The organism is Paenibacillus sp. UNC496MF, from assembly GCF_900113915.1.
Classification (GTDB): domain Bacteria; phylum Bacillota; class Bacilli; order Paenibacillales; family Paenibacillaceae; genus Paenibacillus_Z; species Paenibacillus_Z artemisiicola.
Map to the genome: position 1 here is coordinate 1 of NZ_FORE01000011.1, position 23,677 is coordinate 23,677.

The following is a 23,677-nucleotide window of genomic DNA, read 5'->3' on the forward strand; positions in this document are numbered from 1 at the left end:
AAACGACCTTGCACTTGTAACCAAAACAGTCGACGCCCTAAGCGAGAGAGCAGATCTCACCGGTGTTCTCCTGCACGCCGATCAAGGATTTCAGTACACCTCTAACGCCTATAACCGCAAGCTTGAGAAGCTCGGGGCCATTGGCAGCCACTCTAGACGTGGAAACTGCTATGATAATGCCTGCATCGAGTCGTTCTTTTCACATCTGAAAACGGAAAAGATTTATCTTGTTCGTCCGCAAACGATGTCTGAATTGGGACAAGCGGTCGAAGAATACGTGTCGTTCTACAACAACGAACGCTTCCAGAAGAAGCTAAACGACCGTTCCCCGGTGGAATACCGTGAAACCGTCGCAGCATAGAGTTGTCTTTTGATAGATGTCTACTTGACGGGGTTATGACCATCATCGCGGCCTTTAATGAGATAATGTTCTTGTCATCCGACAACAACTATTCCTTTCATTAGACGAACGATTATTTGCCCATCTGCAACGCTTTGATCGTGGAGTCAATTCCCTTCCGGAACGGCGTTGCCACGACCGGACCGACGAACCGTTCGTACTTGTCGCGGCTTAGCGTCAGCGGTTCTTCGGTTAAGTACAGCATTTCCACGACCTCTTTCATAACGGGCAGGCCGATTCCGAGCAGGGATAAGCCTACCTTCTTCAACGATATGACCGGCTTGACGCTGCCGCTTGACGCTTGCGCGATCTTCACGATATCCCGCCCGGCGATTAACCCGGACCCCGGGATATTCCAATTCTGCTCGTAGGCGAAGTCCCTGCCGGCCAACTCGACGATCATGGCCGCCGCGTCCGGTAAATAGATAAACTCGCGGGGAGTATGCATGTTGCCGATATAGAACGCCATCTTGCCGGCAGCGATCGCTTCCAGCGTCGAGCCCAAATACGAGGCTTCGTTGGCCGTAGGGCCGTAATAATCGGGCAGCCGGGCAATCAGCACCTTGGCCTTGTTCCACCGCTTGCTGAACAGCATCCGTTCATAATCCAAGCGAACTTTACCCTTGCGCGTATGCGGCTGCTTGGGATGCTCCTCGGTTACCAAATCGGCTTGTCTCCTGCCGTATGGGTAAATGCCGTCGATCGCGACGACTCGGACGGCCATCCGCTCCGCGGCTTCCATTACCGATTCGCCCAACGGAATCAGCTTGCTCGCCATTTCGTGGTAAGGTACATTCGCGCAATGGAACCATACGTCCGCGCCGTTTGCTTGAGAAACGATATCGTCGGGCCGCATCGCATCCCCGACCGCAAGCGTCAAATGTCCGGGATGGCCTAGCCGACCGGCGAACTGCTCCAATTTCTGACGGGAACGCCCGAACGCTATCGTATCGATCCCTCGTCTCACCAGTTCCTCCGTAATCGCGGCTCCCGTTCCGCCGGTTGCTCCAATTACCATCGCCTTCATCTTAGTCATATCGCCACGTCTCCTTCAATTTTTTTCAGCTCGTGTATGCTGCTCGCCTTACGGATTCTCGGTTTTTGTTTTAGAGGTCGGGAAGATTGCCTGACTTGGTGCCTACCTGGTACGGCGTCGTGACACCCTCGTAATTGAGCATCATGCTCATGCCCGTCGAGGCATGCTTGAGATTGTGGCAATGCGCCATCCAGAGGCCCGGATTGTTAGCTTCCAAATACAGCTCGTAAATCTCGCCTTTCTTCGTTAAGAGCGTATCTAGATACACCGGGCTGCCATGCAAAGCAACGCCATTTCTGCTCAGGACGCGAAACACATGCCCGTGAATGTGGAAAGGATGGTCGCCCCCGCCTTCGTTGGAGACGGTAATGAGAATACGATCGCCTTTCTTCACGGTCATTGGAGGAATCTCATGGAAGGACTTTCCGTTAATCGACTTGGTGAATAGCGTCTGGCCCAGCTTGAGCTCGAAATGCCGATCGGGCGCGGCCAACGGGGCGAGATCGTCAAGTAATGGCGTGCCGTAAGCGACGAACGAGAACAGCTGCCCGTCTTCCGAATGCTGCGGTTGGCTTCCGCTGCCGATCGTAATCGGCAAGCCCTCGGCCGCGGGACTATTGACGACGACTTGACCCGACACCGGAACTTTAATGAGCAAATCATAACGCTGTCCGGCTCCTATCGGAATAATCGTTCCGTCCAGCAGCCCGGGGTCGTGCACATCATGTCCATCCATAGCCAGGACCCGGAAAGGCGCCCCGTCGACGTCGAATGTCATCGTTTCATTGCCCGCATTGATCAACCTGAGCCTGATATATTCGCCCGGTTTGCCCGGGACCGCCGGCCCCTTCGCGCTTCCGTTCGCCAGCATGGCTGAGCCTAGTTGTTGATAAAGGACTGTCGCCTCCGATGTCGAAGAATCGGGTTCCGGCCGTTGCTTAGGGGCAAGATCAACGCCCCCCAGAAGTCCTTTGCTTGCCTGAATCGAACTCATCTGGTGGGAATGGTACCAGTACGTGCCCGGGGTCGTTGCGATAAACGCATACGTGAACTGTCCTCCCGGCCGAACGGCGTCTTGCGTGACTCCCGCAATGCCGTCCTGCGAGCACGGTACCGCGATCCCGTGCCAATGGATCGTAACGCCGTCCTCGATATCCTTGTTACGCAGCGTAACGACGACTCGATCACCCTCGGTAACGCGAAGCTCGGGACCTGGAGACGAGCCGTTGAAGGTCCAGGCCTCGACCGTCTTGCCGTTATCCAACCTCACCGTCGTCCGTGCCGCCGTCAGATCGAACTTACGAATCGGACCCGACGATTGCGGGGCCGTGAGCGCGGCACAAGATACCATGCCCGCTTCGGAATCGGAAGGGGCCATGCTCGCCATATCCATGTGTTCCGTGCGCGTCATTCCCGCCATGTCGGCCATGTTAGCCATGTTGACCTCATCCGGATTCTGAAGCCGCATCTGCCAAAAATACGTGCTCAATGCCGCTGCGGTCAGAAGAACCACGATTAAAGGCAATCCAATATAAACCAGTCGTTTTGCGCCTTTTCTTCTAGCCAAGCGCCATCCCCCCTTAAAATAATGAAATTTTCGCTTATCGTTGTTCTTTGCCGGATCGCGCAAGAAGCGTTAACGAATCAGTTCGCCGCCTCGGCTGTTGTCTTGAGCACAGCGAGCCAGGCTTCAAGCGAGGATGCGAGTGCTGCCCGCATCCCATCGGGGTCGGCTGCCACGGGCGGGCCGTCCCAAGACTCCGTGGTATGTACGATAACCCCTGTAGGCGTGGGCGTGAAGTTCCACACGTGAATGCCCTCGATTCCTAACGCCGGACCACCCCATACAATTCTTCGCACCGGGACGACCTCGCGGATGGTCGAGGCAATCTTCAGCCCATGAGTCTCCCAATGGAACACGCTTTCGACCGCAACCGGACCGGATAGCCGCGCTTCAGAGATGTCTTTCTGCCAAGTCGGCCACTGCTCGATGTCCGTCTGGATCTTCCATACAATCTCTGGAGCCGCATTGATTTCAATGGAAAGGTCGACGATGACCGGCGCTTCCCGGTCGACATCGACCGTGCTCGCCTGTAAATTGACTTCCTTCATCATCTCCGATCCCTTCCCGTTGCTTGCTTCATATCCCATCGATTTCCCCATTTTCCTCTACCTCGATTCGTTTGATTGAATTTTTGTTAGTGATTGATCAATTACTAATGTATAAAGAAGGATGTTCGCCTCACCATTGCGCGGACGGCTCCTTCCCTTGTGACCTGTATCGTCTCGCTTCGCTTATTCAGCATTGTAATTGATCAATCACTAATATGTGATTTCACTATAACGAATAGTTAGTGATTGGTCAATAACTAATTTTGAAAATCTGCCGCTCAGCCCTCCATTAATTCGGGCAGATTAATCGCGACGGCCACGTTGCACAGCACTCCGCGTGCGAGGAACAGCATCGCTCGTTCTTCGGCATTCTCCATGCCCGCATCGCGAAAAGCCGCTAGAACCATATCGCGGATTTCCTTATATGCGTTGCGCATCGTTTGCCGGATGGCGTCCTCTCGAATGGTCTGAGCCTGCATCTGCAAGAGCATCTCGTTCTGGTACATCGCCTGAATGTTCACGTACTCCTGAACAAGCTTAGTTTCCAGCAATTCAGGTGGAGTCGTCTCCATCACCTTGCGGAACGATTCGATAACCCGGTTCCAAGATGCCTCCAGTGCGGCTAACAGGAGCGCTTCTTTGGTCGCGAAGAATCGGAATACATAAGGCTGCGAGATGCTCGCTCGTTCGGCCACCTGCGCGGTCGTAGCCCGAAAATAGCCGACTTCGGCGAACACTTCGATCGCTGAAGAAATGATATCCGATTTGCGATTTACCGAAGTCGCTTCGATTTTATCCAATGTTGTTCTCCTCCCGTCGAAAGTGATTGATCAATTAATAAACTCAGTATACATAGGCTGCCGCGACAATGCAACCGTCTGGCGGTTGATTACCGATTCAGAACCGCCGTATTCTACGCTGAACATAAGAAGCGCCTCCACTATTCGTCACCATGGGGGGCCGCGAAGCAGATGCGTCGCCATGCCGAGAATATCCGTGCCGACGCCTTCCGTCTCACCGGGCAAATAATGCCCTCCACTCTGGACCGCCTCGTTCACATCAGGTAACATCACATAAAGCAAAACGACAGCCTGTTTTAAGTCAGCTGCCGCCGTGCTAGCGCTATCGTTCCGTAATCGATTTAATTCTGCTGGTTATTGGTCTGTACAATACCTTTCAAGATGACATCAATCCCCCAATAAAACCGCTCTTTTGAATCGGTATCTCCCGAGAACAGCTCCTCTTTCAGACTATGAATCAGTGGGAAGCGAACCGAATCCGAAAGTTGGTAGGAGCGCTGGATATCTGTCATCTGTTCGTCCCCATGCTTGGATCTAGCTGCATGTTCGAAAGCGATTGAAGAAACATGCAACAATAACAGATCCAATCCCCATGCCGCGCAGGTGGACGTAACCCCGCCCTTTTGCAGGATTGCAAGCAAGTGTTCGCTTAACCGAAATGCATGGTTTCCGATTGGTATCGCTTGAAGCGACAACTCGGCAAGACCGGGTTGCTCGATTAGAAGCATTACATATGCATCCAGTGCCTGAAACAGCTGCTCCTTCCAATTTTCATCTGTGCGCTCAGGCAGGATAAGTTGCCCGAGTCCGTGATCCAGCACATATGAACTCAGCTCCTGCAAATTCTTCACATAAACATAGAGCGAGGAAGGTCCGGTATCAAGCGCTTTGGCCACTTTCCGCATACTCATGCCCGAGCCGCCCTCTTCTTTTAGCAACTCGTAGGCCGTTTTCACGATCAATTCATGGCTTAATGGTTCTTTAGCCGGACGATCCCGACGACTGATAATTACTCGTTTTGGCTTCATCATACTTTCCTTATAACATGCCCACTTCGAATCGTAAATCTATTCGGCAGGTACAGATTCGTTAGACCGTTCAAGGTATGAATTCATCAAATCACTAAGCTTCCGGGCTGCATTTTCCGAGAAACACAGAATGAGATTGTCATTTGACTCTCGCGCCTTCTCCGAAGAATATTCGTACATTTTCTCTTCATATTCTTCGATCGCTTTAGCCTGATCCTTATTTCGTACGATCGCAACCGCAAGTTCCATTGCATCTTGCATGGCTAGATTAACGCCTTCTCCGGCAAACGGGGACATTACATGAGCTGCATCGCCGATCAGTGTTACACCTTGATTCCGTTGCCATGTGAAACCCACTGGCAGCATGTAGATTCGTCTAGGGAGAATGGAGTCTTCCGCATAGCGAATATAATTTTGAAGTGACTCATCCCAATCTTTGAAGATCTTCAGCAGCTGTTTTTTTGCTTCTTGCGGTTGATCGGCTCTTATGCCGCTTTCTTCGATCCAATGACGTTCAGCCTTGAAGCTTGCATAAACCTTAATCCTTCCGTCTCCATTCAGTTGACCTAAAATGCCTTTGTTATCGTCCAGTGCAAACATCTTGCCTCGATGATTGAATGCGGCAAGATCCGGGTGAAGATCGGCAATAACATTTAGTTCAAGCATTGTAAGACCTGAATAGCTTACGTCCGTATTCGAAAGCAATGGACGAACACGGGAGAAGGCACCGTCCGCTCCGATTACGAGATCAGCCGTTTCCACAATACCATTCTGAAAATGGAGCTCGGTTGTACCATCCGGAAGTGACACTGCCTTATCCAGCTTATATCCGAATCGAATGATTGCCGGATCTATTTTGCTTAACAGCAAATCGCAGAGTACGCCGCGGTCAATCTCTGGCCGGCCATGACCACCTGGCACTTCCTCATCGACCACTTCATCGATGTAGGCTTTCCCCGTCTTATCGAATAGCCTAAAATCTTCTCCTTCATAACGAGCCGCTTGCTGAAACTCATCATACAATCCTGCTTCTTTCAGTGCCTGCTGACCAGAATCCTCATGAATGTCAAGGGAACCTCCCCGTTCATGGCTTTTGTCTTCTCGTTCACGTTCATAAATAACAGAAGGAATTCCATTTCGCTGAAGAATCAGCGCAAGTGTAAGGCCGCCAGGGCCTCCTCCAATAATGGCGATGCGTTGTTGGTTTTGGTTTGTCGTTGTCATAATAATCTCTCCTTGGTTGTTGGGAAATTTACGAATGAACATCGTTCTTACAGCTGATAGCGATAAGGCGTATGCGGTAATAACCCATTGGATCGTGCTGAGGTTTGCATCCAGGCATCTACCAAAGATAACAAGGAACATCCCTGAAGCAACAGCAAGCCAAATCGGTATTATGTGTTTTAACTAAAAATAGGTTTGCGTTTTTTCCGTGCTATTTTTTGACGACATACCGGGCACTCACTCCTCTTTTGATTCAGTTAATTCGCTTGCTGTGGTTTTTAATTAGGTATTTCGGGAAATCCCAAACTCCACATACCCGAAGAACAGAGTTCGTTACGAACGGTGTTCGTTCATATATAAATAAAGACTACCCAAGCTTTATGAACTGAATATGAATTCGGCAATGACATCAAGTTCTTGTCACGAACCAATGACAAGAACTTGATGTCATAACATAAAATAGCTACGATTTGCGCGTCTTTTATGGGGTACTGTTCTCGTCACCCGACACGTGCCGCCTACTAGCCGACCCAAAAGGGTCGGCCAGATTAGTTTTATGACTGGCATCATCATAAAGACTGAACAAAGTCATTGTTGACTTGCCGCTCCGGGAATATTTTCCGGGCACCTGGGCACCCTATCCAATTGACATAACCGCCAGCGCTACTCGGTAAGCGCCGGAGGTCCGCGGCCTTTACCGCTTAGTCCATGCCCGAAGCAATTCATAGGCCCGACCCGTACTTACCGTCACTGGTCAGGCTCGACCGAGCAGCCGCCGCGCCGGCCGGCCAGGCCCGCCCCTGTCGGAGCCCTCCCGCGCTGGGTCAGCCCGGCGCCGAGCCTTGCGGATTGCCGCTGCCCGAGCGGCGTTTCTTCGACGCCCAGAACCGACGAAGCAACTGTCGTCCATTGATGAAGTACCAGACAATCACGGGCGCCAGCACGTTCGTGCCCAGAGTGACATAGATGACGATCCACATGAACCAGTGGGTGTTAATGATAGCGCGATACAGCCACGAATGATAGAAATCCATCGTCCCAGCCTCCTTGACAGCATTTACGAGGCTAGTATCCGCCAACGGTTTACGGCTTATACCATTTCAGGGAGGGTACGCGTATGCCGGACTCGCAGGCAGCACCGATCAAACGATTCGAGAAGGAGCTTGCCGGTAACGCCGCCGCGCTCGACGCGATTTTGGGGCAAAGCGCGGACGTGCAGCGCCGCGAATTTCAGCTATGCGGCCATCCGGACTTCCCCGGCCTGTGCTGCTTCTTGGACGGCATGGTGGACACGTCCGTCGTGGAAGAGCTGCTGAGGGCCTTGATCGTCAGCGGCAGCGAGCTGAACCGCGACCCGTCCTCCATGACGACGGCGGATGCGATCTGCGCGCGGCTGCTGTTCAACGCGTCGGCGAAAGCCTGCATTTCGGTGAAGGAAGGCATCGCGGGCATCGTGTCCGGCGATACGCTCGTCGTCATCCAGGGCATCGAAGGGGCGATTCTCGTCAGCTCGAGAGGCTGGAAGGCGCGGAGCGTCGAGGAACCCTCGTCCGAGAACAACGTCCGCGGGCCGCGTGACGGCTTCACGGAGAGCATTCGCACGAACACTGCGCTGATCCGCAGGCGGATCCGGGATCCGAAGCTGCGCATCGACGGGATGGTTATCGGGACGCGGACGCAAACGGATATCAACATCGCCTACATCCAGGACCTCGTAAAGCCCGGGCTCGTCGAGGAGGTCAAGCGGCGGCTGGCCCGCATCCGGATCGATTCGATTCTCGAAAGCGGCTACGTCGAGGAACTGATCGAGGACGCCCCATTGTCGCTGTTCAATACCATTCAGAGCACCGAGCGGCCGGACAAAACGGCGTCCGCCCTCCTCGAAGGACGGGTCGCAATCTTCATCGACAACACGCCCGTCGTGCTGATCGTGCCGACGTTTTTCTGGCAGTACATCCAGGCTCCGGACGATTATTACAACCGGTATTGGGTAGGCACCTTCTTCCGCTTCGTCCGTTACGTCGCCTTCATGATTAGCCTGTTCCTGCCGTCGCTCTATGTCATGCTCGTCTCGTTCCACCAAGAGATGATCCCCACCTCGCTGGCGCTGACGATCGCCTCCGGCCGGGAAGTCGTGCCGTTCCCCGTACTGCTCGAGGCCATCATGATGGAGCTCGCCTTCGAGCTGATGCGCGAGGCCGGCCTGCGGATGCCAAAGCCGATCGGCCAGGCGGTCAGCATCGTCGGCTCGCTCATCATCGGCCAAGCCGCCGTGCAGGCAGGCCTAGTGTCGCCGTTCATGGTCATCATCGTGGCGATTACGGCGATCTCGTCTTTCGCCATTCCCAGCTATTCGTCGTCCCTGGCGCTGCGCATCTTCCGCTTTCCGATTTTGCTGGCGTCTGGTATTTTCGGCTTGCTCGGTTTCGCGACCATGTTCTTCATGTTGGTCCTGCATGCGCTCTTGATCCGTTCGTTCGGCGAATCCTACCTGGCGCCGGCGGCTCCCTACCGCGCCTCCGATCAGCGCGACATGCTGCTGCGCCTGCCCATCTGGATGCAGGATGAACGGCCGGAATTCGCGCAGGATACGCAGCGGATGGGCGAAGGAATGAAGCCGCGGACGCCTAGCGGTGACGGGTCATGATGCGTTCCCTTCGGCTGCTGCTCGTCAGTGCGTCCCTGATGTCTCTAACCGCCTGCATGGGCGTGCGCCAGCTCAACGAATTGGCCATCGTGACGGCCGTCGGCCTGGACCTCGGCGAGAAGCCTGGCACGACCCGGCTGTCCGTTCAGATCATCCGTCCCGCGGACGCGCGCGGGCAAACCGGCGCGCCCTCCGGCGGCACCGGCGATCCGATCTATACGATTAGCGCCGAGGGGTCAAGCATTTTCCAAGCGATCCGGAACCTGGGCAGGATTTCTTCGCGAAGGGTGTACTGGGCACATAACTTCTTGATCGTCATGCGGGAGGAATACGCCAGGAAAGGACTCGAGGATATGGTCGACTTCTTCACCCGCAACCATGAGCTGCGCATGAATACATGGGTCGCGGTAACCCCCGACAAGCCGGAGGAGGTCATCTCGACCGTGACGGGCTTGGAGGTCGTGCCGGGCTCCGCCGTGGATCGGCTGTTCCGCGACAATCATATCGCCGGCCAAGCATCCGGAAGCAACATGATGAATCTGGAGGAAGCGTACTTAAGCCGGTCGACCAGCCCGCTGTTGGCCAAGCTCCAGTTGGCGTCTCGCGGCGTGTCGAACAAGAAGCCCGGCGAACACGGCTCGTTCAAGCAGGTCGAGCTGGCCGGGGCAGCGGCGTTCAAGGACGGAAAGATGGCCGGGTGGCTGAACGTCCAGGAAACGCAGGGCTCGCTGTTTTTCCTGGAAAGCTTGGAGAGCGGCATTCTACCGGTCGATTGTCCGAATAAGAAGGGAAAAGTGACATTGGAGTACAAGCGCGCGCGTCTGACAATCGATACCCAGATTCGGAACGGCCGTCCGCGGTACGCCATTCGCTTGAAGGCGGAAGCGGATATCGTCGAGAACGGGTGCAAAATGAATCTCGCCGGCAGCAAGCGCGAAATCGAAAAAGAGCTGGCTGCGGTGCTCCAGTCCGAGATCGAAAGCGTCCTCGACAAGGCACAGCATCAGTACCGGTCGGATTTCCTGAAGCTGGGGGAAACGTTTCGCAACAAGTATCCCGTGGAATGGCATCAGGTGAGGGGCAAGTGGGATACGGTGTTCGCCGAAGCGGAAACCAGCGTGCACGTGCAAACCGTCATCGTCAGCACGGTGGTCAAGGCCGCGGGAGATCGGATCCGATGACCCCTATCCGCATCTCGAACGGCATGCTCATCGCGATGATCGTCAATCTCATCTTCGTCAAATCGATCGGACTCACGCAAGGCACGCTGGCGCGCATTGTCACGCAGGACATGTGGATTGCGACCGTGCTCGGCACGCTGCAGGGCCTCGTGATCATGTACGTGACCTATCTAGCGATGCGCCGCTCGCCGCGGCTCGACTTCATCGCGCTCGGCGAACGGTTGGCGGGCAAATGGTTTTCCGTCCTCGTGGCGTTGTTGATCTTCGTTTTTTTCCTGGCGGGAAGCGGCCCGATCATGATGGCGTTCGTGTATCATTTGCTGGATTATTTCCTTCCCGAAGCGCCCTTGCCGGTCTTTCTCGTCGCCGCGCTACTCGTCGGCATGCTGGGCTGCTTCTACGGCGTGGAGGTCATGGCGCGATCCGCGTTGATCGGCTTGGTCTTCCTGTTCGCCTTGAACGTGCTGATCATCATCGGATCGACCCAAGAATTCGATATCCGGAATTTGTTGCCGGTCATGGAATCCGGCCTTCCCCGCAACTTGAACGCTAGCCTGCATTACGATGCGGACTGGGCCCTCGGTACGATGTTGGCCGCGCTGATCATGCCCATGATGAAGGATCCCGGCAAAAACGGCGGCAAAATCGGCATGCTTGGCATCGCGGCGAGCGGCATGATGATCGTCATTTGGGCTATTCTGGAGGGTGCTGTGCTGTCAGCGGAGGTGACGGGCCAATATACCCTTTCCTGCATGAAGCTGGCGCGCAACGCGCACATCGGCAATTTCCTGCAGCGGTACGAAATGATCATGATCGCCTTGTACGCCCTGCCGAGCCTGTTCGAAATCATGTTCTGCGTCTACGGCATATCCGTCAGCGCGTCAAGGATCTTCGGCATGAAGAGCAACAAAGCGATGATTCCCGTGTCAGCCGTGCTAATCGGCGCTTTCGACTACTGGTTGCTCAAGGACCACTATCGCGCGCTGGATTTCATGGAGCACCAGTGGCTGTACATCGCGCTTCCGATCGCGTTCGGATTGCCGCTGCTGATGCTCGCTATGCGACTGATGCTGGGCAAGAAGCTGGCGAACGCGCAGGCGGCGGGCGGCGGTCAAGGCCAGCAGCGGCCGGGCAGTGTCAAAGACATGCAGCCGAGTGACAAAGGCAAACAGCCAGAGCCAGCCGGCAGTACGGCCGATGGTGCGGACGGCGGCAAGGCGTACAAATGAGAGAAGCATATGAGAGAAACATAAAACAAGCCATCGGAAAATCCGATGGCTTAATTTCTTGAGTCGTAATCTACTTAATGCACACACGCTCTTCGCGCCAGGCTTCATCCCATGGCCTCAATGGCAGCCCTTTAAACGATTATAACGGCATTGTCCAAACAATTTCAGCGATCCGTACGCAAGCCTGCCGACTGTGCAATTGCAGAAGTACGTGATCAGGTTTGACGTCAATAATGGTCCCTTCAATTGCCCCTCTTGTTGTTTCGAAAAGTACACAACGGCCAATTAAGCGGCTAAGCGCCTCAACTACATAGGGATCGATGGAGGAAACCATTTTCACTTGGCTCGGGCTAAACGCACTAGGACTCACCTGACTAGGGCTAACTTGAGTTGGATTGTATGGATACAAACATTCATCACTCCTCGGGCTAGGTTCGAACCCATATTATGCATTTACGCCTGCAATGGACTGGGCGGAAATCCGCTTACCATTTTCTAAGCGTTAAGCAAATGCGGCACTTCTATTATGCCCGACAGCGGATTATGGGTTTTCTGATTCTAACCTCACCAGCCCGCCGCTCATCACGGTACCTGCATGTTACTTCCAATTCTGCTCGTAGGCAAAGTCCCTGCCGGCCAACTCGACGCCTGGTGACCAGCACCTTTACTTTGTTCCATCGCTTGCTGAACAGCATCCGTTCAATTCGACGAACTTTACCCTCAAACGTTGACCCAGTTCAGCCAAGCTCTGCTTGGTAAATGGTTTGGGCGAATCTTGTCCTTCCGTATCTCATTTCCTGGTATATCTTCTGTGCCGGTCTGCTGCGTGAATATCCGGGCTTTTTGCAACCCATTCTTTTAGACAGAACGCCCTTATGGATCATCATGCTGCTCTTATTGGGGTTAATGATCTATTTAACCTATACTGCAGGTATTACGGGAATCGGTCGTTTATCCGAATTCGTGGGGCCAGTTATTATGATTACGTTAGTCGTCAGTTTCATTTTAAATATAGTCAATGCGGATTGGCATAACCTGCTTCCGGTCTATGCCGATTCCGAGTGGAAAAACATTCTAACAGGATCGCTTGGTCCCGCTTTTTGGTTCCCGGGTCCGTTCACGTTATTGGTTGTTATTGCTTTTATGCATAACCCTAAAAAAGCACTTTCAAAATCCATGCTGGGCGTAGGCATTACCATTTTCATGGTTTTCGCCTCCACGCTTATGGTGCTTATGGTGTTTGGACCGGATTTAGCAGCCAAAATAAGATTTTCTTACTTTTTGTATGTAAGAACCATTAATATATTGAATTTCATTCAAAACATCGATATATTCTTTATGTTTATTTGTATTTTTGGGGTGACCGCCCAATTATCGTTATATTTGTTTGTCGCCAGCTATGAATTGGGACAATGGTTAAATAATAAAAATTGGCGGAGAATCATTTTATACATCGCGCCGGCGATTTTTATTATGGCTGTTTTGATCCCGGATGAGACGGCAATAACAGCTTACGATAAATTTTGGTCGTCTGTGATATTCCCCGTGTGCGGAATTGGAATTCCCCTTTTATTATGGATCATTTCGATTGTCAAAAAGAAAACGGTGCACGCATAAATTGGCAACCTCGGAAAATCTGCGCGGCGCCATTGTAGCTTGGGCCTTTGTGGCCAAGTCTCAAACAAGTCCACTCGTTTTCGCAAGCGATGAAAAGACCGACATGGCTGCATCGGATCTGTGGCCGGGCAAGGTCGTCGCCGAAGTTGCGCCTGTCGGTGGAAAAACGGAAATACGCAGCTAAATCATTCGAGGAGTTTCGTAGGGAGTATAAATCATAATGAATTCATTAAGTATCAAAGAACAGCTAAACCTTGTGAACCAAAATACGGCATGTTGGTCCATGCAGCCACCTGCAAGTGGTCGAGATTGCCATCATCATTGATATGAAATACGGAGACGGTTCCCTGATTGCCATTAAGGGTGTAAAAATAACGGCCATCCTTACTTACTCCAATATCAATTGGACGCCCTGTTGGCATACCTGCAGGCGTACTGGCAATATTCCGGACGAACGTCAATGCTCCGTTGCTATCTATACGGTAAGTTGCTATTGTGCCGCTTAAGGTATTGGAAGCGTAAGCGAATTGTTCATTCCTCGTAGTGACTACCCAGCAAGTAGCCTTCTGGCCGGTTGGCACAGATCCGCTGATAACAGTAAGTCGTCCATCGCGGCTCATTGAATACGATGAAAGCGCATTGGAGCCTTCTTCTGTAACCAAAAAGACCCCCGATGATAAAAATAAAGAGCCGAAAGGATGCAGACCATTAGATTCATTTATTATCGGCCCCGTAACCGTACCATCTTGATTGACATAAAAAATACTGAGATGACCTGTCGTTAGTTCAGAAACAACGATTCTACTGCCATCCAGATTGAATAGAATCTGCGACGGTTGAGCATTAATCGTGCTCAGAGAATGGGTGGACCCGGAAATAGGATTAAGATGGCCGTTGTTATCTACCCGAAACCCTGTGATATTCGAGGCATAATTGTTAGCGGCATTCCCAACATTGGAGACATAGAGCAGATTACCGAACACGGTTATACTATTGGGCTGGGCACCTCCAGACGGTTTTACATCCGCCAGAACGGGTATCCCGTTGTTGGTTAGGATGAAACTGCTTATACTATTACTGCCTGCGTTAACTGCAAAAAGGAAACGACCTACAGGCGATAAAGCGAGTGAGCCCTGCGAAGCAAGGGGATCGATGCCATCGTTTGTCGTAGCAGCGGAAACTTCCCTTGCACCGGTGCCTATTCCATGTGTGGGGGAAGACCCTACAAAAGTGAGCATTCCATTCTTATCCCTATAAAAAGCAACGACTTGGTTCGTTACTTCCATATTGGTCATCATGTAAACCATTCCCGGCATGATACGCTGTTCCCCCTTCCATCGGGCTGGATTTAGCCTTTCTCTGCCATCGTCTAATCGTATTCACTAGCACTAGAAATAATGAAGAGATCGTGGGCAGGTTTTAAAGTTGAACGAATTGAGTATACCGAAACGTATACTCCCGTGGAAGGAGGTCGAGCTGGCTTCTCAATTATAGAGACTTGACAATTTCCAATGCTTCTAACGGTTCCATTCTCGTTCTGTGATTAATATCTGTGACGCTTGCAATGATACGGCCGTTCTGATCGATCACATAAGTAGCAGGGACTGGCAGTTCAAACGAATCATCTCCATTTATTTCTGGTAACTTACTTAAAATGCCATGCATGAAATCGGGGAGTGTATATTTTAAGTTGTACATGTCAGCCACTTTATTTTGGTGATCACTTGCCACAATAAAACTCAGTTCTTGCTTTTCTTTTTGCGATAATGAGTGATCTGGCGTCTGAGGACTGATTGCGATAAGTTGAGCACCTGCTGACTTAATATCACTCATGATGCGCTCATAGGCTTTTAATTGCAAATTACAAAATGGACACCATTCTCCTCTGTAGAAAATGAGAATGATAGGACCTTTCTTCAATTCCTCCGACAACGTGATCCGCTTTCCGGTTGCGTCTTCCAATGTAAAATCTGGTGCCACATCTCCGAGGTTTAGTCCCTTGCCTGCACCTTTGTTACGAAGGTCCTGTAAATAATTTTCAAACACTGTCGCTGCATGCGAATTGCTTGCGTTCATATTCGCCTGAACTTCCAACTCTGACTTCAATGTTGGTTTCACAACTTATCGCTCCTTCACGGCTTAATCTACCGTTTTCCCATTTTCCGTCCTTCTCCTTCTTCTAGGGCGCGGCAAGTTTGACGCCTGTTCCATTGGTGTCCAAATGTCGAGCACCTAGCCGTTCCAGATAGATATAAAATTCACGAAGAAAAGGTCGTAAACAAATCTCTTAATTCATCAAGAATAACATTCTGGTACTCGTTGCTAACTTGATAGAGCTCTCCGATCTCCCCATAGGTTTGGTTCAATTTCTCCTTGTAACCGGTTTCCTCCTTGTCAGGATTGTTCGTTTTAAAGCGATCCATCACAGCCTGGATATAAGCCGGGCGCGCTCCCCATCTGCCTAGAACATCTCCGGACGCATTCAAGAAAACCGCGATCGGCTGATTTCGCCCGCCATTTGTGAGAAAGAGATCCATGGTTTCCAGGTGCTCTTCCATGAGCAATACTTCAGTCGAAATGCCGCTCTGCTCCATCACTCGAAACAGTAAGGGAACGTTCCAGATGACGTCTGGGCACCAATCCGTGCACAGAATCAAACAATGCAGGTCGGAGCGACTATTTGATCCGGTAAAAAATAATTTTTGTTCTTCCTGCGCCCATGTGAAATGATCGTAAATGGAGATGAACTTTTCTTTGGTATTCAGAATTTTGCTGTTTTCCATGTTTCGATTCTTCATGCCATCCATGAACTGTTGAGGCGAAATCCCATGCCCGATTTTGTGTTTCAAGTTCAATCGTGCTTTCATTTCTTCACGCACCCTCTTCATTTTTGGGACACTGCAGACTGTGGCTCGCTAGTTCGTTCAACTTGCGGCCAACTTAACTAAGGGACTGTCGTGAAGACAGCCCGATAGGTTAATTTTATTTATATACTCTTATGCGTTCTTGTATCGGATTGAATTTCTTTTCACCTGCTGAAGCAGATGGTTTACCGAACGGCATTTGGGCAGTCAGTTTCCAGCTTTCCGGCAATTTCCACTCTGCTTTTACTCGTTCATCAATCAGTGGATTGTAATGCTGCAGGTTTACGCCCAGCCCTTCTGCCTCCAGCGCCATCCAGATCACCAACTGGTGCATGCCATTTGTTTGCTGTGACCAAATCGGAAAGTGCTCTTGGTAAGAGGGAAATTGTTTCATAGAAGTATCGATGGTCGACTGATCTTCGAAGAAAAGTACTGTACCGTATCCGTTCCGAAATCCGTTCATTTTTTCCTGAGTCGAAGAAAATTGTTCGGCAGAAACGAGTGCTTTTAGAACTTCGGTTGTAATATCCCATAACTTGTTATGTTGCTCACCTAGGAGCAGAACTACGCGGGTAGTTTGATTGTTAAACGCCGATGGTGTATGTTTAACAGTTTCTTCGATTATTTCTTGGATCCTTTGATCGGAAATTGGTGACTCTTTGCTAATTCCATAAATGGAGCGCCGTTCGCGTAGTGCAGTAAATAAATCTTTGTCCAAGGTTTTCATGAGATCTCTCCTTACCCTATTTTCAATTTTCATCGATTGAATCCGATTGCGATCTCCAAAGCGGAAAAGCAGGAAACACATAGTAGCGATAGATGCGAAGTTGATTGCCGAATCAGGCTTGAATGACAACTACCTCGCGAACACGGACGCCCACTACCTTTACCTTAAGGACGAACGCGGATGATCGTTTTTCCCTTGATCCGCTCAGTCGGGTTGAAGGCTGCGATGGCTTCGTCGAGGGATGCCACCTTGCCGATGTTTGTCCGCAGCCGTCCGTCACGCACTCGCCGGGCGATCTCAATCTGTTGAGCACGGTCGGATACGACAACGAATTCGACCGCTAAGCCGTTGGCGGGCCTCACCTCGGGCGGGCCGGCAACGGTCACTAGCATGCCTCCATCCCGTACCAGACCCACAGATCGCTTCCTAATGTCGCCGCCGAAAACATCAAAAACCAGATCGACTCCGCCGACATCTTCCAACGCGTCGTTCTCAAGGTCTACGAACTCTTGCGCACCAAAATCGAGTGCCGACCGACGGTGAGCTGATCGTCCGGTGCCGATAACATAGGCGCCGGCCTGACGTGCGTGTTGTACCGCCATCGAGCCGACTGCTCCGGCCGCACCGTGCACGAGGACGCTCTGACCCGCCCGGAGGTGACCGTGCTCGAACAGACCTTGACATGCGGTCAAGCCCGTCATTGCGACGCCAGCGCCAACCGTGAAGTCAACATCGCTCGGAAGCGGCGCGAGATTGCGTGCCTCGACGACTACATACTCCGCGAGGCTCCCGTCGCGAGTCCAGTCCGTAAGACCGAACACCCGCTGTCCCACCGTCAGGCCAGTTGTGCCATAGCTGAGAGCTGTGACCACTCCGGCCACCTCATGGCCAGGGATAGACGGCGTCCTGTCCCGCCCGAGGCGATCGATCCAGGTCGAAGGCCACATCAGTTCATCCCAGGTGAATCCCGACGCATGAACCTGAACAACGACACCTCTCTGCTTAGTCTTGTCTGTTTCTCTTCCTATGATACGCCGCTAACCATTTACCGGGATTTCGATCATTTACTACAAGGGGGTTAATCGTCCTCAATTTGCACATAATTCAAGTATAAACTTTACGGATAAGAGTTCTGTAATGTAAATTACAAACTCAAATTAACGGAAATCATTTACTTGCAGAAGGCTAAAACGATTAATGACGATGCCGGGCGGTGGTTAATGTCAAAACCCTCCTCAACACATCGAGGAGGGTTTTAAAATAGGAGCTGAAGCTAAGATAAGCTTTCGAGATGAAATTTTGGCAACCCAGCTTCCTGTTGTCAAACGGCGTCTATGCCGCTTCGTAATTAAAGGGTGATGATTTGATAATCGTCCGCAATCAATTTCGAAATGCTGAGATGTCCTTCCACATCCGCGAATGTCGGGAGGCCGGCAGAGTTGACGTCCTCGGTCACGCCGAATACGTTCGCGCAGAAATTGCAAACTCCGGCTATAAGGCCCAGCCCTTTCGCGGCTTTGTAAAGGGGATTGAACATGTGGGATGGGTCCTCCAGCGCTTTGACCCAGGTCGTACCTTGGCCGTCGAAATAAATTTTCACATCGACATTAGCCTCGTGCAGCTCTTGACCATATAACAGGGCATGAGACACTCTTCCCCCTTCATTCTCCGTGGCGTGAACGATAATTGCTACTTTTTTCATGCGTGAACACTCCTTATGGTTATGATGTCTATTTCATGAGCTTATCTTAGCCGGAATGAGACGAATCCTTCTGTAATGTAGTTCACATTAAGGATGTTATTTTTCGGGTTATGCGACGACGAGTAATGCTCCGTACCCGGAAATGAGCTGGGCGGCGAAATCGACGTTGAGATTAAAAAGTCATCGCATGCTTTTCTGCATCCGATATACCCTTGCGAATAATTTCATCCGCTCGCGCTCGGTCAAAATCATGTCCTTCCACATATAAAACTTGCACATCCTGTATACCTATGATGTTAAGCACTTGTTTTAAATAAGGATGACTATGATCCATTTCAGCCAAAGGCCCATGCGAATAAATACCGCCGCTTACTTGAATATGAATAGCCTTTTTACCTTTCAAATGTCCAACGGGACCATTCTCGGCGTAATGAAACGTTTTTCCCGCGACTACAATGGAATCGATAAAGGCTTTTAGTCGAGGTGGAATACTCCAGTTCCACATCGGAGATACAATTACGTATTTATCAGCGCTCGCTATCCGATCTATAAATTGATTTAAAGCATTGATTTTTTGCTGTTCGACTTGACTCAACGCTGAAAATGGCAGTCCCCCTCGACGGATTTTTTCCCAGCCGCTAAGGATATCTCGGTCCACGATCGGAAATTCCGCTTCATATAAATTTATTTCTTGAATCTCGTCATTGGCATGCGTTTCGCAATAAGCTTTAAGGAAAGCTTGTCCGACTCGATGACCCACTGAGCGTTCAATAGGTTTTGGATTAACAGTAATGTATAGAATTTGTGCCATGTTAAATCAAAGGCTCCCTTTTCTTAAATTGATGAAATCTCAAATAAATGACATGGAGGCGCTCGAACCTTGTATGCAATGGTTATCTTCGCTTCCGATTACTTGTCGCGCTATAGGATGGGCATGTACAAGGTTGAGGTTATGTGACGCCTGCTCGGCTTACCAGTTGCCAGCATTTTGACCTCCGTCAACATATAGAATCTCTCCTGTCACGAAATGCGCGGACTCCAGATACACAAGTGCGCCAACAATATCTTGAACCTCTCCAATTCGGCCTATAGGGTGCAATTTAGACAGAAAGCCATGTGTCTCGGCCGCGTGCATAGGTGTGTTGGTTACCCCAGGCGCGATGGCGTTCACGCGGATCCCCTTATCCGCGTACTCGATCGCTAGCGATTTTGTTGCTGCGTTCAAACCTCCTTTGGTCAGTGCGGCAAGTACAGACGGCAAAGACTTGTGCGGATGGACGACAACCCCGCTTCCTGTGATGTTTACAATGTGGCCGGAACCCGCCTTCCTCATCTCCGTCACCGCACGCTGCGTAACATGGAAAAATCCCGCCAAATTAATGTCCAACATCGATGTAAAATCCTCTTTCGTGAAGTCCGTGAATGGTTTCGCAATAAAAATGCCAGCATTGTTCACCAGTGTGTCGATCCGGCCAAAGCGGGATAGCCCTTCGCCGATTAAGCGGTCTGCGATTTGGGAATCCGAAATGTCGCCGGCAACATAAGCGACATGTGCACCTGTCGGATCAATTTCACTCGCAGCCTCCGCAAGCACTTGTTCGCGGCGGCCATTAATAATTACGTTTGCTCCTCGTTTCACCAGTTCAATTGCCACTGCTTTTCCTATACCGCTGCTTCCGCCTGTAATCACGACGACTTTTCCTTGAAATTCCATCTCCCAGTCCCCTCCAATTTAGGTTTTTTCAATCACCTTGTTAGATACCCGTTGTAACTATAAAAAAGGAGTTGCCTCACCCGCAGCAACCCCCCATTTTAATACTCAAGCACGGTGCTTAGAATTATCCTCTTATGTTTATCGCCACTCCACAATCTCATTGAGATGTTGTCTTGTTTGCGGACGTTTGGGATCCTTTTGACGATATCCGAAAGCGACCATACAGGCTACACCGAAATCGTCGCCGTTAATGATCCCCTCATTTTGTAAAATAGCGGTCAACTGCTTTTTATCAAAACCTTCGATCGGACTGGAATCAATACCGATCTGAGCCGCGGCTGTCATCATGTTTCCCAATGCGATATAGGTTTGTCTGATGGACCATTCAAAAATGAGACGGTCATGATTTTCGAGTTCTGTTTCGACGAAGGATTTGTAGAAATCGTACCAATCCTGCACGACTTCTTCGGGCATATGATGAATGTCTCTCCACATTTTGTTCACGTGAGCCGAGTCGGGACGTAAGTCATCTTCTCTTCTGGCCAATATAACTACAAAATGGCTGGCAGTGGGCAGCTGTCCCGTGGCACCGCCAGAAACAGGCAGTAATTTTTCGCGAAGGGCTTCATTTTGGATCACGACAAACTTCCACGGCTCGAAACCAAATGAACTTGGAGACAATCTTCCGGTTTCCAAAATAAAGTGAAAATCATCATCCGAAATCTTTTTTGTGCTGTCGAATGCCTTGCAAGCATGTCTAAACTGGTAAGCTTTTAAAATTTCTTGTTTTTTACTCTCCGTTGCTATCATGCGGAATCAACCTTCCTTCTTATTTGATTGGCTTTGAAAACCGAAACCGTCTGTTAGGGAGCAGTCATCATTTCAACGGCGTTGACGCTGACTTTCACTCCTGAGTGGCTATGCACATGAACCGGCTTGTCTTTGGGCAGGATTTAAATACCTTCGTCGTTCAGAGTCCGATGGATTTCCGCTCCCGCATCCGGCTCCCGGCTCATGAGTTGTTACTCCAGGCTCGATGGTCGTCGCGATTGCAATTCGATCGTTTTCGACGCGGTGCGTGTTCACATGAGAATCGATCACGGGGCCGATCATACCCTGCTTGCGCTGCCGAACCTCCGTCGGGTCGATCCGCCTTCAGGAAGCACGTTATCCATCCTAACATGTAGAATTGGATTTCATTAGATCCACTTTTATATTAAAATGGACATACCACTTATATATATGGGAGGCTTGCTTTATGCCCCGGCGCACGTTATCTGCTCCTATTGAATCGAAAACGAAACAAATCTTTACTTTATTGCGCGAACAGATATTTCAAGGTGTCTATCCGGCCGGCGTTAAGCTCCCGTCGACACGGGATTTGGCAAACGAATTCGGAGTATCGCGGGCACTCATCGTGGACGTCTTTGAACAGCTGATCGCCGAAGGGTACTTGGAGGGCCGTCAAGGCTCTGGCAGCTATGTCGTTGATTTGGGCGGCAGTAAACGACAATTCCCTTCTACGCTTCAAGAAATCGATGTACCTGAAGCGTCCGTTGCGGAACCCCCGGCTCGCTTCCAAGGCATTGATTTTCGCCCGAGTTTTCCGGCTTTGGAGTACATCCCTTTCAAGAGATGGAAAGAAACCGCCATTGCCGCATTTGCCAATACTCATTCAGGAGAATTTGGTTATGACGAGGATCCTGCAGGACATTGGCAGCTTCGCGCGAATATTTGTCGGCTTTTGCTGCATACCAAGGGGATTCGGTGCCAGCCTTCCCAGGTGGTCATAACCGCCGGGGCGACCCAAGCCATATCCTTACTGACCCGGCTTTTATTGAAACCGGGCGACGCAGTAGCCATAGAAGATCCAAGCGCTACCTTCATTCAACATATTTTTGCGTCGACGGGTGCTGATCTTATACCGGTTCCCGTAGATGAACATGGCCTGCGCGTTGACGACATGCCGACTCTTCGGCACCCCAAATGCGTGTTCGTCACGCCTTCGCATCAATTTCCATTAGGCAGCATTCTTTCCATCGGGCGGCGCATGCAGCTTCTCGATTACGCCCGACAAACCGGATGTTACATCATCGAAGATGATTACGACAGCGAATTCCGTTATACAGGAATGCCGATACATGCACTGCGAGAACTCGACGCGGAACGTATCGTCTATGTCGGAACGTTCAGTAAAAACTTGTTTCCTGCGTTGCGTATCGGTTATATGGTCGTTCCGCAGGAGCTGCTAACTCCGCTTCTTCGTTTGAAGAAGCTGACAGACATGCACTGTCCGACCTTGCCGCAAATCACATTGGCGAGATTTATCTCCCAACGCCACCTGGAGCACCACATCGCCCGTATGAAGCGCATTTACAGCAAAAGACGAAAATGTCTCATTGCCGGTCTAGCCAACGTTTTCGGCAGCGGTGTGAAAATATCCGGGGATGCCGCAGGCCTGCATTTGGTCGCGGAAATGGCCGGAAGCTTATGCGACTCCCAAGTAGCCGCTCAACTCGAGGAACGCCATATTAGAATATATCCCGCAGAACGATACACCATCGTCAAAGGAAGGTACGAAGATCGGCTTATTATGGGATTTGGCAATTTGGAAGAAAATAATATTTTGGAGGGAACCAAGGCGATTGCGAAAGTCTTAAGACATAGGTTGTAAATTGGGGGTTCGAATTCAGGGAATTGCGAATCATTTATGGAGATGGTACAGAAGTTGTTGCTTCGCCGACAATGACGAAGTCATCGATGAGCACCTTGAGCCTAGGGGGAGCACGCTAATTCCATATGGGGGAGACGAACGCGTTAATGGTTGAAAATATTGGATTTAGAGATGCCGAAATTGAGGATTTACCAATTATTGTTGACATTTATAACTCGACCGTTCCAAGCAGAATGGTAACTGCCGACACTGAACCAGTATCGATAAACGATCGATTAGCCTGGTTTAATGAACATAATCCTTACCGTAGACCTTTGTGGGTTGTAGAGTATGGGGATGAAATTTTTGGTTGGGTAAGTCTTCAATCTTTCTATGGAAGGCCAGCTTATAATGCAACTGCCGAAATAAGTATCTATCTTCATGAACATTATAGAGGAAAGGGGCTGGGGAAAAAGATTTTAAACAAAGTTATAGAGGAATGTCCTAAGTTTGAAATTGATACCTTGCTTGGATTCATCTTTGGGCACAATGAGCCCAGTATTGGACTATTTTTAAGTTTTGGTTTCGAGAAATGGGCTCATTTGCCGGAAGTTGCTAACTTAGATGGGATGAAGAGAGATTTAATTATTGTCGGAAAAAAGATTTCATAACTGAAGAGCCCGCGTGGGTTAAGCCGGAGGAACCTAAGTTCATCCTGCTTATCGGCAAGTATTATCCGGGGA

26 protein-coding genes are annotated in these 23,677 nt (G+C 50.6%); 8 read left to right on the plus strand and 18 right to left on the minus strand.

The annotated features are described in order from the left end of the window. Positions 1 to 361 (plus strand): IS3 family transposase (locus BMZ79_RS19665; RefSeq protein ID WP_143089000.1); only part of this gene is annotated, 361 nt, incomplete at its 5' end. A gap of 112 nt (positions 362 to 473) precedes the next feature. Here BMZ79_RS19665 and BMZ79_RS19670 read toward each other — a convergent pair. The 8 genes from BMZ79_RS19670 to BMZ79_RS19700 all read right to left on the minus strand — a co-directional run bounded on the left by BMZ79_RS19670 (position 474) and on the right by BMZ79_RS19700 (position 7,634). Beyond that, complete coding sequence (locus BMZ79_RS19670; RefSeq protein ID WP_090642763.1) at positions 474 to 1,436, minus strand: NAD(P)H-binding protein; 963 nt, start codon at positions 1,434 to 1,436, stop codon at positions 474 to 476. A gap of 70 nt (positions 1,437 to 1,506) precedes the next feature. Beyond that, positions 1,507 to 3,003, minus strand: a complete 1,497-nt coding sequence (locus BMZ79_RS19675; RefSeq protein ID WP_090642768.1) for a multicopper oxidase family protein — start codon at positions 3,001 to 3,003, stop codon at positions 1,507 to 1,509. Between the two features lie 77 nt (positions 3,004 to 3,080). Continuing rightward, positions 3,081 to 3,551, minus strand: coding sequence for an SRPBCC family protein (locus tag BMZ79_RS19680; RefSeq protein ID WP_218154731.1), 471 nt, complete (start codon positions 3,549 to 3,551; stop codon positions 3,081 to 3,083). A gap of 275 nt (positions 3,552 to 3,826) precedes the next feature. Continuing rightward, entirely contained in the window at positions 3,827 to 4,348 is a 522-nt protein-coding gene (locus tag BMZ79_RS19685) for a TetR/AcrR family transcriptional regulator (RefSeq protein WP_090642772.1), read from the minus strand. A 147-nt stretch (positions 4,349 to 4,495) separates the two neighbouring features. Next, the gene (locus BMZ79_RS35185) at positions 4,496 to 4,621 is read right to left on the minus strand and encodes a hypothetical protein (protein WP_256252884.1); all 126 of its coding nucleotides are present in this window, start codon (positions 4,619 to 4,621) and stop codon (positions 4,496 to 4,498) included. A gap of 68 nt (positions 4,622 to 4,689) precedes the next feature. After that, entirely contained in the window at positions 4,690 to 5,379 is a 690-nt protein-coding gene (locus tag BMZ79_RS19690; protein ID WP_177222223.1) for a TetR/AcrR family transcriptional regulator, read from the minus strand. Positions 5,380 to 5,415: 36 nt separating this feature from the next. Next, entirely contained in the window at positions 5,416 to 6,600 is a 1,185-nt protein-coding gene (locus tag BMZ79_RS19695; protein WP_090642778.1) for an FAD-dependent oxidoreductase, read from the minus strand. An 824-nt stretch (positions 6,601 to 7,424) separates the two neighbouring features. After that, complete coding sequence (locus tag BMZ79_RS19700) at positions 7,425 to 7,634, minus strand: hypothetical protein (RefSeq protein WP_090642781.1); 210 nt, start codon at positions 7,632 to 7,634, stop codon at positions 7,425 to 7,427. Positions 7,635 to 7,717: 83 nt separating this feature from the next. On the opposite strand from BMZ79_RS19700, the gene BMZ79_RS19705 reads away from it, so the two are divergent. The 3 genes from BMZ79_RS19705 to BMZ79_RS19715 are packed head-to-tail and all read left to right on the plus strand — an operon-like array spanning position 7,718 to position 11,657. Further along, a complete protein-coding gene (locus BMZ79_RS19705) occupies positions 7,718 to 9,247 on the plus strand; it encodes a spore germination protein (protein ID WP_090642784.1) in 1,530 nt (509 codons plus the stop codon). Next, positions 9,244 to 10,428, plus strand: coding sequence for a Ger(x)C family spore germination protein (locus BMZ79_RS19710; RefSeq protein WP_090642786.1), 1,185 nt, complete (start codon positions 9,244 to 9,246; stop codon positions 10,426 to 10,428). Before BMZ79_RS19705 ends, BMZ79_RS19710 begins: the two co-directional genes overlap by 4 nt. Next, on the plus strand, positions 10,425 to 11,657 hold the full coding sequence (locus tag BMZ79_RS19715; RefSeq protein WP_090642789.1) for a GerAB/ArcD/ProY family transporter: 1,233 nt from the start codon (positions 10,425 to 10,427) through the stop codon (positions 11,655 to 11,657). The genes BMZ79_RS19710 and BMZ79_RS19715 overlap by 4 nt, the downstream gene beginning before the upstream one ends. A 139-nt stretch (positions 11,658 to 11,796) precedes the next feature. On the opposite strand, the gene BMZ79_RS19720 is transcribed toward BMZ79_RS19715, so the two are convergent. Then, positions 11,797 to 11,991, minus strand: coding sequence for a DUF2642 domain-containing protein (locus tag BMZ79_RS19720; protein WP_090643542.1), 195 nt, complete (start codon positions 11,989 to 11,991; stop codon positions 11,797 to 11,799). A gap of 425 nt (positions 11,992 to 12,416) precedes the next feature. On the opposite strand from BMZ79_RS19720, the gene BMZ79_RS19725 reads away from it, so the two are divergent. Both BMZ79_RS19725 and BMZ79_RS33675 read left to right on the plus strand, forming a co-directional pair. Then, on the plus strand, positions 12,417 to 13,274 hold the full coding sequence (locus BMZ79_RS19725; protein WP_090642790.1) for a GerAB/ArcD/ProY family transporter: 858 nt from the start codon (positions 12,417 to 12,419) through the stop codon (positions 13,272 to 13,274). A 1-nt stretch (position 13,275) separates the two neighbouring features. Further along, entirely contained in the window at positions 13,276 to 13,458 is a 183-nt protein-coding gene (locus tag BMZ79_RS33675; RefSeq protein WP_143089001.1) for a hypothetical protein, read from the plus strand. 52 nt (positions 13,459 to 13,510) lie between these two features. Here the strand turns inward: BMZ79_RS33675 and BMZ79_RS19730 are convergent, their stop codons facing one another. From BMZ79_RS19730 to BMZ79_RS19770, 9 genes are all read right to left on the minus strand, one after another. Beyond that, the gene (locus tag BMZ79_RS19730) at positions 13,511 to 14,590 is read right to left on the minus strand and encodes a lactonase family protein (RefSeq protein WP_090642793.1); all 1,080 of its coding nucleotides are present in this window, start codon (positions 14,588 to 14,590) and stop codon (positions 13,511 to 13,513) included. 172 nt (positions 14,591 to 14,762) lie between these two features. Continuing rightward, entirely contained in the window at positions 14,763 to 15,392 is a 630-nt protein-coding gene (locus BMZ79_RS19735) for a peroxiredoxin-like family protein (RefSeq protein ID WP_090642795.1), read from the minus strand. 140 nt (positions 15,393 to 15,532) lie between these two features. Further along, positions 15,533 to 16,141 carry a thioredoxin family protein gene (locus BMZ79_RS19740; protein WP_090643545.1) on the minus strand — a complete coding sequence of 203 codons (609 nt, stop codon included), beginning with the start codon at positions 16,139 to 16,141 and terminating at the stop codon, positions 15,533 to 15,535. A gap of 115 nt (positions 16,142 to 16,256) precedes the next feature. After that, the gene (locus BMZ79_RS19745) at positions 16,257 to 16,856 is read right to left on the minus strand and encodes a nitroreductase family protein (RefSeq protein WP_090643547.1); all 600 of its coding nucleotides are present in this window, start codon (positions 16,854 to 16,856) and stop codon (positions 16,257 to 16,259) included. Positions 16,857 to 17,029: 173 nt separating this feature from the next. Further along, entirely contained in the window at positions 17,030 to 17,896 is an 867-nt protein-coding gene (locus BMZ79_RS19750; protein ID WP_371263762.1) for an NADP-dependent oxidoreductase, read from the minus strand. Positions 17,897 to 18,213: 317 nt separating this feature from the next. After that, positions 18,214 to 18,567 carry a DsrE family protein gene (locus tag BMZ79_RS19755; protein WP_090642800.1) on the minus strand — a complete coding sequence of 118 codons (354 nt, stop codon included), beginning with the start codon at positions 18,565 to 18,567 and terminating at the stop codon, positions 18,214 to 18,216. 172 nt (positions 18,568 to 18,739) lie between these two features. Then, entirely contained in the window at positions 18,740 to 19,378 is a 639-nt protein-coding gene (locus tag BMZ79_RS19760; protein ID WP_090642803.1) for an FMN-dependent NADH-azoreductase, read from the minus strand. Positions 19,379 to 19,537: 159 nt separating this feature from the next. Beyond that, the gene (locus tag BMZ79_RS19765) at positions 19,538 to 20,281 is read right to left on the minus strand and encodes an SDR family NAD(P)-dependent oxidoreductase (protein WP_090642805.1); all 744 of its coding nucleotides are present in this window, start codon (positions 20,279 to 20,281) and stop codon (positions 19,538 to 19,540) included. Between the two features lie 138 nt (positions 20,282 to 20,419). Next, the gene (locus tag BMZ79_RS19770) at positions 20,420 to 21,091 is read right to left on the minus strand and encodes an NAD(P)H-dependent oxidoreductase (protein WP_090642807.1); all 672 of its coding nucleotides are present in this window, start codon (positions 21,089 to 21,091) and stop codon (positions 20,420 to 20,422) included. A 448-nt stretch (positions 21,092 to 21,539) separates the two neighbouring features. On the opposite strand from BMZ79_RS19770, the gene BMZ79_RS19775 reads away from it, so the two are divergent. Together BMZ79_RS19775 and BMZ79_RS19780 are read left to right on the plus strand one after the other, a co-directional pair. Next, a complete protein-coding gene (locus tag BMZ79_RS19775) occupies positions 21,540 to 22,955 on the plus strand; it encodes a MocR-like pyridoxine biosynthesis transcription factor PdxR (RefSeq protein WP_090642809.1) in 1,416 nt (471 codons plus the stop codon). Between the two features lie 146 nt (positions 22,956 to 23,101). Further along, positions 23,102 to 23,605: a GNAT family N-acetyltransferase gene (locus BMZ79_RS19780; RefSeq protein WP_090643550.1), complete on the plus strand. Its 504-nt coding sequence runs from the start codon at positions 23,102 to 23,104 to the stop codon at positions 23,603 to 23,605. The last annotated feature ends 72 nt before the right edge of the window (positions 23,606 to 23,677 follow it).

What these genes read in the sequence shown, in the direction of transcription:
- BMZ79_RS19780 (WP_090643550.1), top strand. Translation starts at nt 23,102, where the DNA reads ATGGTTGAAAATATTGGATTTAGAGATGCCGAAATTGAGGATTTACCA.
- BMZ79_RS19730 (WP_090642793.1), bottom strand. Translation starts at nt 14,590, where the DNA reads ATGCCGGGAATGGTTTACATGATGACCAATATGGAAGTAACGAACCAA.
- BMZ79_RS19765 (WP_090642805.1), bottom strand. Translation starts at nt 20,281, where the DNA reads ATGGAATTTCAAGGAAAAGTCGTCGTGATTACAGGCGGAAGCAGCGGT.
- BMZ79_RS19770 (WP_090642807.1), bottom strand. Translation starts at nt 21,091, where the DNA reads ATGATAGCAACGGAGAGTAAAAAACAAGAAATTTTAAAAGCTTACCAG.
- BMZ79_RS19740 (WP_090643545.1), bottom strand. Translation starts at nt 16,141, where the DNA reads ATGAAAGCACGATTGAACTTGAAACACAAAATCGGGCATGGGATTTCG.
- BMZ79_RS19725 (WP_090642790.1), top strand. Translation starts at nt 12,417, where the DNA reads ATGGTTTGGGCGAATCTTGTCCTTCCGTATCTCATTTCCTGGTATATC.
- BMZ79_RS19705 (WP_090642784.1), top strand. Translation starts at nt 7,718, where the DNA reads ATGCCGGACTCGCAGGCAGCACCGATCAAACGATTCGAGAAGGAGCTT.
- BMZ79_RS19695 (WP_090642778.1), bottom strand. Translation starts at nt 6,600, where the DNA reads ATGACAACGACAAACCAAAACCAACAACGCATCGCCATTATTGGAGGA.
- BMZ79_RS19720 (WP_090643542.1), bottom strand. Translation starts at nt 11,991, where the DNA reads ATGGTTTCCTCCATCGATCCCTATGTAGTTGAGGCGCTTAGCCGCTTA.
- BMZ79_RS19710 (WP_090642786.1), top strand. Translation starts at nt 9,244, where the DNA reads ATGATGCGTTCCCTTCGGCTGCTGCTCGTCAGTGCGTCCCTGATGTCT.
- BMZ79_RS19760 (WP_090642803.1), bottom strand. Translation starts at nt 19,378, where the DNA reads ATGGCACAAATTCTATACATTACTGTTAATCCAAAACCTATTGAACGC.
- BMZ79_RS19700 (WP_090642781.1), bottom strand. Translation starts at nt 7,634, where the DNA reads ATGGATTTCTATCATTCGTGGCTGTATCGCGCTATCATTAACACCCAC.
- BMZ79_RS19690 (WP_177222223.1), bottom strand. Translation starts at nt 5,379, where the DNA reads ATGATGAAGCCAAAACGAGTAATTATCAGTCGTCGGGATCGTCCGGCT.
- BMZ79_RS19775 (WP_090642809.1), top strand. Translation starts at nt 21,540, where the DNA reads ATGCCCCGGCGCACGTTATCTGCTCCTATTGAATCGAAAACGAAACAA.
- BMZ79_RS19755 (WP_090642800.1), bottom strand. Translation starts at nt 18,567, where the DNA reads ATGAAAAAAGTAGCAATTATCGTTCACGCCACGGAGAATGAAGGGGGA.
- BMZ79_RS19715 (WP_090642789.1), top strand. Translation starts at nt 10,425, where the DNA reads ATGACCCCTATCCGCATCTCGAACGGCATGCTCATCGCGATGATCGTC.
- BMZ79_RS19670 (WP_090642763.1), bottom strand. Translation starts at nt 1,436, where the DNA reads ATGACTAAGATGAAGGCGATGGTAATTGGAGCAACCGGCGGAACGGGA.
- BMZ79_RS19680 (WP_218154731.1), bottom strand. Translation starts at nt 3,551, where the DNA reads ATGATGAAGGAAGTCAATTTACAGGCGAGCACGGTCGATGTCGACCGG.